Origin of the sequence: Martelella mediterranea (assembly GCF_004342225.1) — a bacterium.
In the GTDB taxonomy this organism is placed as follows: domain Bacteria; phylum Pseudomonadota; class Alphaproteobacteria; order Rhizobiales; family Rhizobiaceae; genus Martelella; species Martelella mediterranea_B.
Genome location: NZ_SMAR01000001.1, coordinates 272930 through 286372, shown reverse-complemented (window position 1 = coordinate 286372; position 13443 = coordinate 272930). Strand labels below are relative to the sequence as shown.

Annotated in this window: 15 protein-coding genes; 7 read left to right on the top strand and 8 right to left on the bottom strand. The window is 55.7% G+C overall.

All coding sequences use genetic code 11. The features are described 5' to 3' along the window. The first annotated feature begins 128 nt into the window (after nucleotides 1-128). Nucleotides 129-1577: a mannitol dehydrogenase family protein gene (locus EDC90_RS01300; protein WP_132307710.1), complete on the top strand. Its 1449-nt coding sequence runs from the start codon at nucleotides 129-131 to the stop codon at nucleotides 1575-1577. 134 nt (nucleotides 1578-1711) lie between these two features. Here the strand turns inward: EDC90_RS01300 and EDC90_RS01295 are convergent, their stop codons facing one another. Together EDC90_RS01295 and rpmB are read right to left on the bottom strand one after the other, a co-directional pair. Then, nucleotides 1712-2353, bottom strand: a complete 642-nt coding sequence (locus EDC90_RS01295) for a VUT family protein (protein ID WP_132307708.1) — start codon at nucleotides 2351-2353, stop codon at nucleotides 1712-1714. 98 nt (nucleotides 2354-2451) lie between these two features. After that, nucleotides 2452-2748, bottom strand: coding sequence for a 50S ribosomal protein L28 (gene rpmB / locus EDC90_RS01290; RefSeq protein WP_132307706.1), 297 nt, complete (start codon nucleotides 2746-2748; stop codon nucleotides 2452-2454). A gap of 232 nt (nucleotides 2749-2980) precedes the next feature. Between rpmB and EDC90_RS01285 the strand changes: the two genes are divergently transcribed. Together EDC90_RS01285 and yddG are read left to right on the top strand one after the other, a co-directional pair. Next, complete coding sequence (locus EDC90_RS01285; protein WP_132307704.1) at nucleotides 2981-3757, top strand: DUF3108 domain-containing protein; 777 nt, start codon at nucleotides 2981-2983, stop codon at nucleotides 3755-3757. A gap of 41 nt (nucleotides 3758-3798) precedes the next feature. Further along, nucleotides 3799-4677 carry an aromatic amino acid exporter YddG gene (gene yddG, locus EDC90_RS01280; protein ID WP_132307702.1) on the top strand — a complete coding sequence of 293 codons (879 nt, stop codon included), beginning with the start codon at nucleotides 3799-3801 and terminating at the stop codon, nucleotides 4675-4677. A 6-nt stretch (nucleotides 4678-4683) separates the two neighbouring features. Here yddG and EDC90_RS01275 read toward each other — a convergent pair whose 3' ends face one another. Beyond that, nucleotides 4684-5109 (bottom strand): cupin domain-containing protein, encoded by a 426-nt coding sequence (locus EDC90_RS01275; RefSeq protein ID WP_132307700.1) that lies wholly within the window; start codon nucleotides 5107-5109, stop codon nucleotides 4684-4686. Then, entirely contained in the window at nucleotides 5109-5879 is a 771-nt protein-coding gene (gene gloB / locus EDC90_RS01270) for a hydroxyacylglutathione hydrolase (RefSeq protein WP_132307698.1), read from the bottom strand. The genes EDC90_RS01275 and gloB overlap by 1 nt, the downstream gene beginning before the upstream one ends. 85 nt (nucleotides 5880-5964) lie before the next feature. On the opposite strand from gloB, the gene EDC90_RS01265 reads away from it, so the two are divergent. From EDC90_RS01265 to EDC90_RS01255, 3 genes are all read left to right on the top strand, one after another. After that, complete coding sequence (locus tag EDC90_RS01265; RefSeq protein WP_132307696.1) at nucleotides 5965-6729, top strand: class I SAM-dependent methyltransferase; 765 nt, start codon at nucleotides 5965-5967, stop codon at nucleotides 6727-6729. 100 nt (nucleotides 6730-6829) lie between these two features. Then, nucleotides 6830-7954 (top strand): histidinol-phosphate transaminase, encoded by a 1125-nt coding sequence (gene hisC, locus EDC90_RS01260; RefSeq protein WP_132307693.1) that lies wholly within the window; start codon nucleotides 6830-6832, stop codon nucleotides 7952-7954. Beyond that, on the top strand, nucleotides 7954-8883 hold the full coding sequence (locus EDC90_RS01255; protein ID WP_165972700.1) for a prephenate/arogenate dehydrogenase family protein: 930 nt from the start codon (nucleotides 7954-7956) through the stop codon (nucleotides 8881-8883). The genes hisC and EDC90_RS01255 overlap by 1 nt, the downstream gene beginning before the upstream one ends. 108 nt (nucleotides 8884-8991) lie before the next feature. Here EDC90_RS01255 and EDC90_RS01250 read toward each other — a convergent pair whose 3' ends face one another. After that, the gene (locus tag EDC90_RS01250) at nucleotides 8992-9987 is read right to left on the bottom strand and encodes a DUF2125 domain-containing protein (RefSeq protein WP_132307689.1); all 996 of its coding nucleotides are present in this window, start codon (nucleotides 9985-9987) and stop codon (nucleotides 8992-8994) included. Nucleotides 9988-10039: 52 nt separating this feature from the next. Here EDC90_RS01250 and EDC90_RS01245 point away from each other — a divergent pair, with 52 nt between their 5' ends. Then, nucleotides 10040-10591, top strand: coding sequence for a gamma-glutamylcyclotransferase (locus tag EDC90_RS01245; RefSeq protein WP_132307687.1), 552 nt, complete (start codon nucleotides 10040-10042; stop codon nucleotides 10589-10591). Nucleotides 10592-10728: 137 nt separating this feature from the next. Here the strand turns inward: EDC90_RS01245 and EDC90_RS01240 are convergent, their stop codons facing one another. From EDC90_RS01240 to EDC90_RS01230, 3 genes are all read right to left on the bottom strand, one after another. Beyond that, complete coding sequence (locus EDC90_RS01240) at nucleotides 10729-11538, bottom strand: lysophospholipid acyltransferase family protein (protein ID WP_132307685.1); 810 nt, start codon at nucleotides 11536-11538, stop codon at nucleotides 10729-10731. Beyond that, nucleotides 11535-12269 carry a YdcF family protein gene (locus EDC90_RS01235; protein ID WP_165972699.1) on the bottom strand — a complete coding sequence of 245 codons (735 nt, stop codon included), beginning with the start codon at nucleotides 12267-12269 and terminating at the stop codon, nucleotides 11535-11537. Before EDC90_RS01235 ends, EDC90_RS01240 begins: the two co-directional genes overlap by 4 nt. A 171-nt stretch (nucleotides 12270-12440) precedes the next feature. Next, on the bottom strand, nucleotides 12441-13391 hold the full coding sequence (locus EDC90_RS01230) for a cell division protein FtsX (RefSeq protein ID WP_132307803.1): 951 nt from the start codon (nucleotides 13389-13391) through the stop codon (nucleotides 12441-12443). Nucleotides 13392-13443: the final 52 nt, after the last annotated feature.

The window sequence follows — 13443 nt, the reverse complement described above, 5'->3', positions numbered from 1 at the left end:
CGGTCCTTGTCTGACCGGGAGGCCTTTTTTCTACCCGGAAATGACGTGTTGACGTTTGTCAGCGTGCCTGTGCGGTAGTAAACCTCTGGCATTATCGCCTGGAAGGCCGAAACATGAGGACCCTGACAATGCAAGAAACCTTTACCCGGGCTGGACTGGAATGCGACCGCAAAGCCCTGAAGCCACGCATTCTGCATATCGGATTCGGTGCTTTCGCGCGCGCGCATCAGATGGTCTATCTGCAGGAAGGGCTGAACAAAACCGGCGGTGACTGGGGCGTGATCGCCGTGCGTTTGAACTCCGGGGCGGAGGAATTGTCCGCTCTTGATGAAGCCAACGGACTTTATACCGTCGCTGAGATCGATGCAGAGAGCGTCACCGCACGCGAGATCGGCGTGGTCATAGGCACCTGTCACCCCAAACGTGACGGCATTGATACCCTTCTCGACCATATCGCCGGCGATGCAATGTCAGTCATCAGCCTGACCATCACCGAAAAAGGCTATTGCTGCAAAAACGGCCATCTTGACCTTCAGAACAAGGGCATTCAGGCTGATCTGGAAAACCCGGAACATCCGACAACGGCAATCGGCGTTATTGTGGCCGGACTGGCCCGGCGCAGGGAACGCGGCCTTGGCGGACTGACTGTTCTCTCCTGCGACAATCAGCCCGACAATGGCAAATTGGCACGCGCTGCAGTTTTACACTATGCCCATGAACGTGACCGCGGGCTTGCCGACTGGATCGACGCCAATGTGACCTTCCCCTCGACCATGGTGGATCGCGTTGTTCCGGCACTCGATGATTACGGCAGAGGCCTGCTTCTGGAGCTGAACGACGGGCGTGAAGATGAAAACGGTATCGTTTGCGAGCCCTTCCGCCAGTGGGTCATCGAGGATGATTTTGCCGCAGGACGCCCGCCATATGCTGAAGGCGGCGCGATGCTGACGGACGATGTGCGCCCTTATGAAATGATGAAGCTTCGCATGCTCAACGGGGCGCATACATTTCTTGCCATGCTGGGCAGCCTTTCCGATCTCGAAACCGTTTCCGACTGCATGGCAGATCCGGTTTTCCGCAAGGCCGCACGCCAGATCATGCTGTCAGAACAGGCTCCCACCCTGCCGCCGATTGAAGGCGTCAGCCTGGAAGACTATGCCGATGCCCTGACCCACCGCTTTGAGAACCCGAAGCTGAAGCATCGCACGGCACAGATCGCCTGGGATACGAGCCAGAAGCTGCCACAGCGCATCTTACATGGCGTCGCCATCAATATCGATGATGCGCGCCCATGGCCGCTTCTGGCTCTGACAGTTGCAGGCTGGATCCACTTCATCCGCGAAAAGCAGATCACCGGTGAGAAACTCACCGATCCGATGGCAGAAACCCTGCTGGATGCTGCACGAACACTTGAGGGCGATGCACTGGTTGACCACATCCTTTCGGAAGAAAGCATTTTCGATGAGGAGCTGCGCCGCGAGCCTGCTTTTCGTTCGGCAGTTACCGGTGCCTATCGCATGATTGCGGAGAAAGGCCCGCGACGGATGGTTGAGGCCATCGTCAGCGGCGACCAGTGACGGCCGGGACTGGCCTTAAATCTAAGCATCGTGCTTTAGTCATCAAGAATACAAAAAGGCCCGGTCAGAAACAACGGACCGGGCCTTCATTGATCTTGCAAGCTGGCCGCAGAGGCGCAAAACCTCATTCTGATTTAAGCAGTGCGTTCAACCGCGCGCATGGGCTTCAGAACGCTCATCAGCGCGCCATAGGGTAAAAGCATGATCAGGCTGAAGCCGAGCTTGACCGAAAGGTCGCCCAGCGCCCAAGACATCCAGCGCGGAATTTCGACGACCGAAAACACACCGAAGAGTGGCGCGACACCGAGCGCAAACTCGTCATTGGCGCCGATGAAGACGAAAACCGCAGCAAAGCTGATCGAGAAAAACAGGACCGTATCAAGAATCGATCCGAAGAACGATCCGACAAGCGGCGCCTTCCACCAGCTTTGACGCCGTAACCTGTTGAACAGCGTCACATCCAGCAACTGACCGACCAGAAACGCTGTACCCGAGGCAATCGCGATTCGCGGAACAGACGCATAGAAAGAAAAGGCCACACCGATCACAAAGCCGACGAATACAACTTTTCGGGCCGCAACCGGTCCGAACTGCCGATTGGTCAGATCGTTCACAAGGAAAGCAAGCGGGTAGGTAAAGGCGCCCCATGTCAGCAGATCTGCCAGAGAAATGCCATAAAGCGCTCCCTGAACCGGATACTGTACAAGAATGTTTGAGGCGAGAACGACACCTGCCATCAGCAGGCTGTAAATGAGAACAGACGAAGACTGTCGCATTTTTTTATCCTGGGTTATGCCACCAGCGGCGTTTGAATAAAGAAAGAGCCTCACCGCAAAGCGGAAGGCTCTCCCAGACTAATCAGAAAGCCCTACGATCAGGCTGCAGCGTTTTCAGCTGTCTTCTTGGCAATTTCCTTGCGCAGCAGGCGAGCGCGCGAAGAAAGCTCGTTGTCACTTGCCTTCAGCAGGAATGCATCCAGACCACCACGATGCTCGACCGAGCGAAGAGCGGCAGCGGAAACGCGCAGCTTGTAGCTCTGGCCGGTGGCTTCGGACATCAGGGTTACGCGGCAAAGATTCGGGAGAAACTTGCGGCGGGTCTTGTTGTTGGCATGGCTGACATTGTTGCCGGACAGCACGCCCTTACCAGTCAATTCACACGTGCGGGACATAATTTCACCTATTCTCGTCTTCAGCCAACGGCCTTCAACGGGACGACCTAGCCCCGCGATCCAATTGGCAGATAATTGGAAAGTTGCGGTTCTATAGTCTTATGCCCCGCTGAGGTCAAGGCAAACGTCCGGTTTTTCGTTAAGCACACACAAATTCGCGGTGTTTTTTTATTTCTCTGTTAGAGATACAGTCTAGCAACAATGTAAGTTTTTGACGATTCAGGAAAGCCAGATGCGTAGAACCGCCATTTATTGTCTTGCCGTTATCTCGATAGTCCTGACGGGATTCGCTTCGGCCAGCGCTGAGGATATCTCGCAGGAAACGGTTTACACGCTATCCTTTTCCGGGATCCGAATCGCCAATGCCGCCTTCAACACAACAGTGAAGGACAACCGTTACTCGATTGCAGCCGACATCAAAGCTGCCGGACTTGGCAGCCTGTTTTCCGATATTGCCGTCGATGTTAAGGCAGAAGGTGTGTGGAAAAACAACAAGCCGGAGACCCGTCAATTTGATCTGACCTACCGTGAAGGCGATGACGAACGAACGTATTCAGCTGCTTTTTCGCGCAATCGTGTCACCAGTGCAGAAGTCAATCCACCACATGGTCCGCGCGGACCGGACTGGGTCGAGGTCGAATCGCGGCACCTCAGAAACGTCATTGATCCCATTTCGGCGCTGTTGCTGCCGGCCTCCAAAAACCCATGCTATGGCGAGATTGCGATTTTCGATGGTGAGACTCGCCTGAATCTCGAACTTGCGCCTGTGGGCAGCCGGCCGTTTTCGACAACAGGCTTTTCCGGCCGCGCCATTGGCTGCGCGGTTCGCTTCCGCCCGATTGCCGGCTATGAGCGTGAGGATGACGACATCGAATACCTGGCCAATACGCGCGAGCTTGTTGTCTGGTTCGCCTTTAACGATGAGCTGCAGGTTTATGCGCCGGTGATGGCTAAAATTCCGCTGAAGATCGGGCAGCTTCAGATTTACGCATCAAAGTTCGGCGTTTAAGCTGATCTGGTCCGACACCTTCTTCTCTCCAAAGGTTTTTCATGACACTCCGCGCCACGCTGATCGGGTTTTCCGCTGTTGTGATGTGGTCGTTTCTCGCCCTTTTCACGGCAGCTTCAGGCAACGTCCCGCCTTTTCAGCTTTCTGCTATTGCCTTTGCCATTGCCAGCCTGCCGGGAATCGCGGTTCTGACCGCAAAGCCTGAACGCCTGCACCTGCTGCGGCAGCCGCCGAAGGTCTGGATTGCCGGGATCGGTGGGCTTTTCGGATATCACTTTCTGTATTTCACCGCCCTTCGCAATGCGCCCGCCGTGGATGCCGGGCTGATCGCCTATCTCTGGCCACTGCTGATCGTCGTCGGTTCGGCGCTGCTTCCCGGCGAGAAGCTGAAGGCGCATCACATTCTGGGTGCCGTTGCAGGCTTCGCCGGAACCGCGATACTGGTGACGCGCGGCGGGGGACTGACTTTGAGCGGAGAATACAGTCTTGGCTATGCAGCGGCATTTCTGGGCGCATTCACCTGGACCAGCTATTCGCTGATTTCACGCTCCTTTGCCAAGGTTTCGACAGATGTGGTTACCGGCTTCTGTCTTGCGACCTCTCTTCTGTCCCTGCTTTGTCATCTCCTGCTTGAAACAACGGTCTGGCCGGAAAGCATCAGCCAGTGGCTCGCTGTCATCGGACTGGGCCTGTTTCCAGTGGGACTTGCTTTTTACGCGTGGGATTTTGGCGTCAAGAAGGGCAATATTCAGGTCCTGGGAGCCGCCAGTTATGCAGCACCTCTGCTTTCAACAATCATTCTGATCGCGTTCAGATTCGGCGAACCCGGATGGCGCGTCATCATGGCCTGCCTCCTGATCACCGGCGGCGCGCTGCTGGCCGCCCGTGATATGATCTTCAAAAAGCGCAACGCAGGGTAAAACCGATCAAGTCCCCGGCACCCACTTAGAAACGGCCAGTTCGAAATCGTCGAATACAAATCCGGGCGCGACCGTACAACCAACCAGCGTGTAATCGCCGCGTGTTTCTGCGGCCTGCCAGCATCCCGCCGGAACAACGGCTTGCGGGCGTTCGCCGTTGGCCAGATCAGGTCCGAGCACCACGGTTTCCACAGGCCCCGCATCGCCCGACATATGCAGCTTCAGCGAATCTCCGGAATAGTAATGCCAAACCTCTACGGCGGAATGCAGCCGGTGCCAGTGAGAGCGTTCGCCGCGTTTGAGCAGAAAATAGATCAGGCTCGAAACGCCGCGTTCAGAACCGTCGGAAAAATCCCGATAGGTCTCGGCAAACCAGCCACCTTCGGGGTGTCCCTGCAGCCCGAGCGTTTCAATAATCTCATCGGCTGTCATCAGAAATGATCCTTTCGCCGGCGGATTTCAGCAAGCACTTCGGCATTGCTGGCGTTTTCCATTTCCAGACCGGCGCGCATTGCCGGATTTTCAAACCGCAGGAAAGGATTGGTTTTCTTTTCCAGACCGATGGTCGTGGGGATCGTGAAATCACCGGCATCGCGAAGCGCTGCGATGGCCTCTGCCCTTTCCTTCAACACCTGATTGTCACCATCGACGGAAAGCGCAAACTTCGCATTCGCCAGCGTATATTCATGACCGAAATACACTTCTGTATCGTCCGGCAGCGCCATCAGCTTTTCAAGTGACGTCAGCATGACTGCCGCAGGCCGTTCGAACAGCCGACCGCAGCCCATGGCAAAGAGCGTGTCAGCTGCAAACAGCAGTTTGTCATCAACAAAGTGATAGCAGATGTGACCTGCCGTATGGCCGGGCGTTTCAATCACCTCAATCCGGTGACCGGCAAACTCCAATGGATCGCCTTCCGCCACAGCAAGATCGAGGCCGGGAATCACCACCGCCTCCTCGACCGGGCCGACGATCCGGCAACCATAACGTTCCTTCAGCGGAAGGTTACCTTCGACATGATCCTTGTGGTGGTGGGTCGTCAGGATATCCGTGAGCTTCCAGCCTCGTTTTTCAGCCTCACCCGCCACCGCGTCCGCATCAGGGGCATCAATGGTTGCTGTCCGGCCCGTTTCAGGGTCATGAACGAGAACGCCATAATTATCCGAGCGGCACATGAATACGGCGATTTCCAGTCGGGTCATCAGCTCTTCCTCTGATACTGTCTGCTTTTCTCAATGTAGTGATTTGGCACTTGAAGTCCAACCGGCCTCGGGATTAACTCAGCACATGAACACTGATATCGTCGATCTGCGCGCTTTCTATCATACCCGGCTGGGGCGGCTTGCTGCCCAGTCGATCTCTTTGGCGTTAACGTCGATATGGGCGAAAATGCCGGATGAACGGCTGGTCGGCCTTGGTTACAGCCTCCCCTATCTTGACCGCTTCAGTGCGGATGCAGAACGCGCCATGGCTTTCATGCCGGCCTCTCAGGGTGCAATCAACTGGCCATCATCAGGCCCTTCAGCCACCGCACTGGTCTATAATGAGGAACTGCCTCTGCCCGACGCCTCGGTCGACCGCGTACTTCTGGTCCATGCGCTTGAATTTACCGAAAGTCCGGGTGACACGATGCGCGAACTCTGGCGGGTTCTGGCACCTGGAGGCCGCGTCGTCATCGTGGCCCCAAACCGTCGCGGTGTATGGGCGCGTCTCGATCACACACCTTTCGGCAATGGCAGGCCCTATTCGAAAAGTCAGATCACAGGCCTGCTGCGCGAGACGAATTTCACCCCCGGCGCCTTCGCCGAAGCGCTGTTCTTCCCGCCTTCAAAAAGCCGTGCCGTGCTGAAGTTTCGCTCAAGTTTTGAACGATCAGGACGAACGCTCTGGCCAGCCTTTTCCGGCGCCATCCTTGTTGAAGCGCAGAAGCGGCTTTATCAGGGTCTGCCGGTGACAGCCCGCGCATCGCGCAAGGTTCTTGTTCCCGCGCTTTCGCCGCAGGGGGTTCCCACGACCCGGGACAGACCAGCTGACTGGCCACACACCCCTTAAAAGACGGGCGCTGCCGCCCTCGACAATCGCGGTAATCCTGATTATTCCTTCTTCCGTTTTAATCGGGCAGTTTCAGCCCACAATATCTTTGAGGTTTCCGATGCGTAATTCGACGATAAAGCCCACCCCCCGCCCCGGTGTCATGGATATTGCCGCTTATGTGCCCGGCAAAGATCATGTCGAAGGCGTGGCGAAGGTGCATAAGCTGTCGTCGAATGAAACACCGCTCGGCCCCAGCCCGAAGGCGCTGGAAGCAATGAAACATGTTGCCGCACATCTGGAACTCTATCCCGATGGCCAGGCCTCCAGCCTTCGGCAGGCGATTGCCGGGCTTTATGGTCTGAACACGGCAAACATCATTTGCGGCAATGGTTCCGACGAGCTTCTCGGGCTGCTGTGCCATGTGTACCTTGGTGAAGGCGATGAAGCGATCATCACCGAGCACGGTTTTCTGGTCTATAAAATCCAGATCATGGCCAATGGCGCAACACCGGTTACCGTGAAAGAAAAGGATGCCCGTGTCGATATCGATGCCATTCTGGCTGCGGTGACAGACAAAACCAGAATGGTTTTCCTTGCAAATCCGGGCAACCCGACCGGTACCTATTTGCCAATGTCGGAGATCCGCAGACTTCAGGAAGCGCTGCCTGCCAATGTCATTCTGGTGCTTGATGCTGCCTATGCCGAATATGTGCGCCGCAATGACTATGAATCCGGCATGGAGCTTGTCGGCCACAGCAACAATGTCGTGATGACCCGAACGTTTTCGAAGGTATACGGATTGGCTGCCCTGCGCGTCGGCTGGCTTTACGGTCCTCTCGAAATTGTACAGGCACTGGATCGGGTACGTGGCCCGTTCAATCTGAATGCGATGGCGATTGCCGCGGCGACAGAGGCGGTCAGGGATACCGGCTTCACCGAAGAAGCCGTTGCCTTCAACACCAGCTGGATTGATCGGATGACTGAGGAACTGACGGCGCTTGGCCTGAAGGTCACGCCATCGGTCACAAACTTCATTTTGATCCACTTCCCGGATGAAGATGGCAGGCGCGCGCCGGATGCCGACCGTTACCTTTCTTCGAAAGGTTATGTGCTGCGTGCTGTCGCCGGATATGGGTTCCCCAATGCATTGCGCATGAGCATCGGCACAGAAGAAGCCAATCTCGGCGTGATCGAAGCTTTAAAGGCCTTTATGAATCAGAAAGCAAAAACAGGCGCTTTATGATGAGGGATGTGCATTTTCAACGTGTGACGCTGATCGGCATCGGGCTGATTGGCTCATCCATCGCCCGTGATATGCGGGCAAAAGGTCTGGCCGGTGAGATCGTCGTTTCAACACGGTCTGCCGAAACGCTGCGCCGTGCCGAAGAGCTTCATCTGGGGGACCGCTACACTACGGACCCAAGAGATGCCGCGCGTGGTGCTGACCTCGTGATCGTCTCTGTGCCCGTCGGTGCCTCCGGCGCAGTCGCCGAAGCCATTGCACCATCGCTGAAAGCCGGCGCCATACTGACCGATGTGGGCTCAACCAAGAAATCGGTCATTGAGCAGATGGCTCCCCATGTACCTGAAGGCGTGCACTTCATCGCAGGTCACCCGATCGCCGGTACGGAAAGCTCTGGCCCGGATGCGGGATTTGAAGGCTTGTTCAAAGACCGCTGGTGCATTTTGACACCGCAGAATGACACTGATCCTGATGCGCTGGATAAGCTGACACGTTTCTGGCAGGCGCTAGGCTCCATGGTCGATCAGATGGACCCGGCGCACCATGACAAGGTTCTGGCGATTGTCTCACACTTGCCGCACATCATAGCCTATAATATTGTCGGTACAGCAGATGATCTGGAGACCGTGACCGAAGGCGAAGTGATCAAATATTCGGCTTCCGGCTTTCGGGATTTCACCCGCCTGGCGGCCTCCGATCCCACAATGTGGCGCGACGTCTGCCTGCACAACAAGGATGCGATTCTTGAGATGCTGGCGCGGTTTTCCGAAGACCTCGCTTATCTTCAGCGCGCGATCCGATGGGGTGAAGGCGATAAGCTTTTCGATCTGTTTTCACGGACCCGGGCGATCCGCCGTTCGATCATCGAGGCCGGTCAGGACGTCGATGCGCCCGACTTTGGCCGCCACAAGATCGAGCGTAAAGACTGAGGCCTTTCGCCGTCAGACGGAAACGTCTGAGGTCTGCAAACAGCTTCAAAGAAAAAGACAGAGCGGGTCCGTGTTTCAGTGAACAGCGGTCCCGCTCTGGTTTTAACCTCAGATTGGCGGCAACCGGCCCAGCCGAATAAAGCCCATGGAGGCTTTGCCACCATCAACCTTAACTGTAACTGCAAGGCTCTTCTGCCCGGATGCAAGTGCATTTACCAGCCCGGCGATGGTGTTCACGGCATTGGCGGATTCGGGGATAGCGATACCGATCGCACGTGCCAGAATATCGATACCAGCAAGTTCAACTTTGAAATTACCGCTCAGATACCCCTGCGCATCGAAACTGTAGGGGCCTGAAAGTGCTACGTGGGAACCATGCGTACCAATGGTCAGCATCGCCTGATCGACAATGCCACTTTTACCCCGGAGTGCTTCCAGCCGGATCGGCTCGCCCAGCATCGCGCCGCCATTTTCAACTGTTGCATTCAGATTGATCGAAACAGGGTCCAGAGCATCCGCCTTGTTCTGAGGGCGCAAAATCGCATTGCTGATGGACAAGGCGACATCAAGGTCGCCTTCATTATCGCGCGTCAGCCCTTCGCCGCCTTCAATCGTCAGCGTGCCTTCCTGATCATCAGCATTGGAAAAGCGCGTGGTCATATCCTCAAAACTGAAGGACAGAAAGCGCGGGGCGTCATCACCATAAATCATCTTACCGCCCAGTGCGCTCCATTCAGAACGCACCATCACACCATGACCGCTATCGAGCGTCAGCGGTCCCTCCAGCGTGGTTTCAACCGCCCAGGGCGAATAAACCGGCGCACGAGCAAGAAGGCCCGGCAGGTCAGCCGTCATATTCGTTGCACGGTCACGCACATGCAAATCGCGGCAGGAAAATCCGAAATTCACAGGAAAACCCTGATAGCCAAGCTCGCTGCACTGAACGACCACGTCCTGCCCGTTTGTGCCTTCAAGCAAAGCGAAAATGCGGGCTTTTACGGTTCGGGCAATAAAAAACCAGCCTGCGGCATAAAGGACAGCCAGAATGACAACGGCGATGACCGCCCATTTCAGAACTTTTCCTGTCCGGCTTGACCTCGCCATTGCGCTTCTCCACTTTTCCTGTGTTCGTCAAATCAGCGTCAGGCAACAGCATATGAACGAATTCTGGGTATTTGGCTATGGCTCTTTAATGTGGAATCCGGGTTTTGAAAGCCTGCGACGCACACGCGCGCAGCTTTCTGGATACCACCGGAGCCTTTGCATTTCCTCTCATATTTACCGCGGGACACGCGAAACGCCAGGCCTCGTCATGGGACTGGATCGCGGTGGCGCCTGTGAAGGCGTTGCCTTTGCGGTCGATGCGGAAAAAGAGCGGGAAGTGATGCAGTATCTGCGCGCCAGAGAGCTTGTGACCAACGCCTACCGTGAACTTATACTGCCCATCACGCTTGCCAATGAACAGTCGGTACCGGCCGTTTGCTATGTGGTCGATCCTGCCCATGAGCAGTATATGGGCCGGCTCAGCCTTGACCGTCAGGCGCAGATGGTGCGCCATGCGCAGGGCAAGGCAGGCGCAAACCACGACTATGTGATCAGCACGGTTGAGCATCTGAGAAAAATGTCCATAAAGGACAGCGATCTTGAGCTGGTCGCCAGGCTTCTGGAACAGGCGCCTGAAAGGCCTGCAGACAAGGTGGGGCGCTAGTGTGGTGAATTTGAAATTCGAAAACCACAAGAGAAACACGAACTTGCCAGTCACTCTCCTTGAATCTGACATTCCGTCAGAGCAAGCGGAACAGTGAAACGAACCTCAGATTCGAGCCGATGCGTAGATTCAATAGGCTAGCGCATTTCAGCCAGCGGGTTCGCGTTTTTCTTCAATGCATCAACACGCTTCTGCGTGATTTCAGGCAAGGGCAGCTGAGGATTGGCTGCAACTGTTTCCAAAAGAAGCTGATCGCTTTCCCGCTCCATGGTTTCAACCAGATGGGTAAAAAAGGCTTTTGGCTCCATGCCGGGCGCGATCGGCTCCAGCACGCGCACTTTAAAGTGCCCGCCATAGCGCCAGAAACTGCCACGCGGCCAGAACAGACCCGGATGCATGACGACAGGAATGACAGGAATATCGAGATTGGCATAGAGTTTCTGGATGCCACGCTTGTACTCTGGCAGAGCGCCCGGCGGACGACGCGTCCCTTCAGGAAAAATGATAAGCTGGCGTCCGGTTTCCACCTCAGCTTTCGTGCGAAGGATCGCATCAGCCATGTTGCGCCCTTTTGCAGCGCGATCGACGGCAATCTGGCGCTGCTTCTTCAGGTACCATCCAAACAGCGGCATCTCGATCAGTTCACGTTTCAGCATAAAGACGGAATCGGGGATCCATGGCAAAAGCAGGATTGTGTCCCAGGCTGACTGGTGCTTGGGAACGATGATGCAAGGACCATCCGGCAGATGCTCCAGCCCCTCGATCTCGAATGTTGCACCGGCCCACCAGCGCATCTGGCGATTGACAAAACGGCCCCAGCCCTGAACCACGACACGGTAAGCCCGCTCTCGCGAAACGCTGAAATAGAACGGCGAAAGCACAATCATGCGCAGCGCCGTTCCAACATAAAAAACAAAGTTGAAGATGAAAGAGCGCAACAGCCTCATGCCGCTCTCCCGCGTGCAGACAAATCTGTCATGGAACTTTGCAGGCCAGTTCCTGAAATACGCTCCAGACCGGCATAGGCGCGAACATGCGCACCGATAAACTTGAGATATTCCGCCCCGACAATCTTCAATGTCTTAAACTTTTCTGCAAATCCGGCGTTTTCACTCAGACTGGCAACAGGATAGCCGATAAAGGTCGTGTCCGGATCAATCGACCGCAGCTCAAACAAGCTGCGTGGCAGATGATAACCGCTCGTGACCACGATAACACGCTGGTAATCATGGTCGGCCAGCCAATGCCGTGTTTCTGCAGCATTGCCCTGTGTCGTTAAGGCTTCGTAGCCAATATCAACACAACACTCAAAAAGATCACTGTCTCCACCGGTAAGCTTTCGAATACTCTCACCGCTCGTTGATGGATTGACTCCAGAGATCAAAAGCCGATCACCTTTGCCCTCCTCAAGAAGACGCAACGCTACATCAATCCGTCTTGGGCCACCGGTCAGCACGACAATGGCATCGCCTTTCACATGCGCTGGCGCGTTGGTCAGAAGAATATTTCCGCAAAACCAGACGAAGCCACCCGCGAATGCCACCGCACAGATCACCAATGAAGCCAGTAGAAACCGGAAAAGCGAGAAACGCCTCACAGGCTCAGCACTGCCATTTGCAGCGGTTTCAGCATTGTCATGCGGCTGACCGTTTTGTTCCGGCATGCGTGGTTCGCTCACTTTATTCGCGGCCTGAAGGCCAGTTCCATTATTTATTGTGGGTATGAACCCAGAAGTTTTGTTCGAATCAGGGCGAACCTGACCTCTATACATCAAGTTTTTTGTGGCCGAAATTCAGCCCCCGGTCATGCATGAAAACACAAGGATAAGAAAAGGTCGTTCAATATAGCATCAGACCGGATTAGATTGTTCCGGATCTGAGCGGATGTGGTCGATCTCGTGAATTGTGCGCATGACCGTCAGACGTGCTGTCAGAGTTGTCAACGCAGCGACAATCAGGACTGTCAGCAGGATGCCGGCAAAAGCCCCCCAGCCGATGGAGATCGATCCGAACAGCGCAGTGGCCTGATCTGCGCCGGGGGTTGCCAGAAAGCGGCTTTGCCAGATCCGGGCAGCGGCGAAAAACAGACAGGCGAGAAAACCACCAAGAAACGCCCCTTTCAACGCAACATTGAAAAAATGACGCTGGAACTGTGAGGCAACGAAGGAGCGTTCAGCACCGACGAAGTGCAACACTTCGACAATTGACCGGCTACCGGAAAGCGCACCACGCGTTGCGAAAATCACGGTCAGGATCATGGCGAAGAAAACCAGCATCATGATCGAAAGGCCGATCGACGTCATTGCATCCGCCATCGACGAAAGCCGGTTCACCCAGGCCCGGTGATCGTCCAGATAGGCACCGGGAACCTGCTTTTGCAGCGCGTTGGCCATTGCCGAAAAATCCGGCGGGTTCCGTTCATCAATTGTGATGATCACCAGACGCGGTACAGGTAGTTCATCAAAATCAAGGCCGGTGCCAAGCCATGGTTCCAGCAGACGTTCAGTGGCCGCTTCGTCGACAATCCGCCCCTCCACTGTGCCGACAAACTGCAGGGCAATATCGCGGGCCTGCAGCAATGCCGCATTCATGTCTCGACCTTCCTGCGGCTTGATCTGGATGGTGACTTCACGCGAAATCCCGCCCTGCCAGCTCGCCGCTGTTGCCCGGATCATCGAGACACCGCCAAGCGTAAGACATGCCAGGAACGCCATGATGGCAATCACCGCCATCAGGGCCCGAGACTGAACATTGCCGGGCGGAACGATCGGCGTCGGCTTCCTCCTGCCAGATGCAATCATACGTGGAGGTCCTGACGGTTTTGACACTCGCCCGCCGCCCGCTCCTGCACCG

Coding starts and splice junctions, on each gene's coding strand:
- EDC90_RS01300 (WP_132307710.1), top strand. CDS start 129: ATGCAAGAAACCTTTACCCGGGCTGGACTGGAATGCGACCGCAAAGCC.
- EDC90_RS01295 (WP_132307708.1), bottom strand. CDS start 2,353: ATGCGACAGTCTTCGTCTGTTCTCATTTACAGCCTGCTGATGGCAGGT.
- rpmB (WP_132307706.1), bottom strand. CDS start 2,748: ATGTCCCGCACGTGTGAATTGACTGGTAAGGGCGTGCTGTCCGGCAAC.
- EDC90_RS01285 (WP_132307704.1), top strand. CDS start 2,981: ATGCGTAGAACCGCCATTTATTGTCTTGCCGTTATCTCGATAGTCCTG.
- yddG (WP_132307702.1), top strand. CDS start 3,799: ATGACACTCCGCGCCACGCTGATCGGGTTTTCCGCTGTTGTGATGTGG.
- EDC90_RS01275 (WP_132307700.1), bottom strand. CDS start 5,109: ATGACAGCCGATGAGATTATTGAAACGCTCGGGCTGCAGGGACACCCC.
- gloB (WP_132307698.1), bottom strand. CDS start 5,879: ATGACCCGACTGGAAATCGCCGTATTCATGTGCCGCTCGGATAATTAT.
- EDC90_RS01265 (WP_132307696.1), top strand. CDS start 5,965: ATGAACACTGATATCGTCGATCTGCGCGCTTTCTATCATACCCGGCTG.
- hisC (WP_132307693.1), top strand. CDS start 6,830: ATGCGTAATTCGACGATAAAGCCCACCCCCCGCCCCGGTGTCATGGAT.
- EDC90_RS01255 (WP_165972700.1), top strand. CDS start 7,954: ATGAGGGATGTGCATTTTCAACGTGTGACGCTGATCGGCATCGGGCTG.
- EDC90_RS01250 (WP_132307689.1), bottom strand. CDS start 9,987: ATGGCGAGGTCAAGCCGGACAGGAAAAGTTCTGAAATGGGCGGTCATC.
- EDC90_RS01245 (WP_132307687.1), top strand. CDS start 10,040: ATGAACGAATTCTGGGTATTTGGCTATGGCTCTTTAATGTGGAATCCG.
- EDC90_RS01240 (WP_132307685.1), bottom strand. CDS start 11,538: ATGAGGCTGTTGCGCTCTTTCATCTTCAACTTTGTTTTTTATGTTGGA.
- EDC90_RS01230 (WP_132307803.1), bottom strand. CDS start 13,391: ATGATTGCATCTGGCAGGAGGAAGCCGACGCCGATCGTTCCGCCCGGC.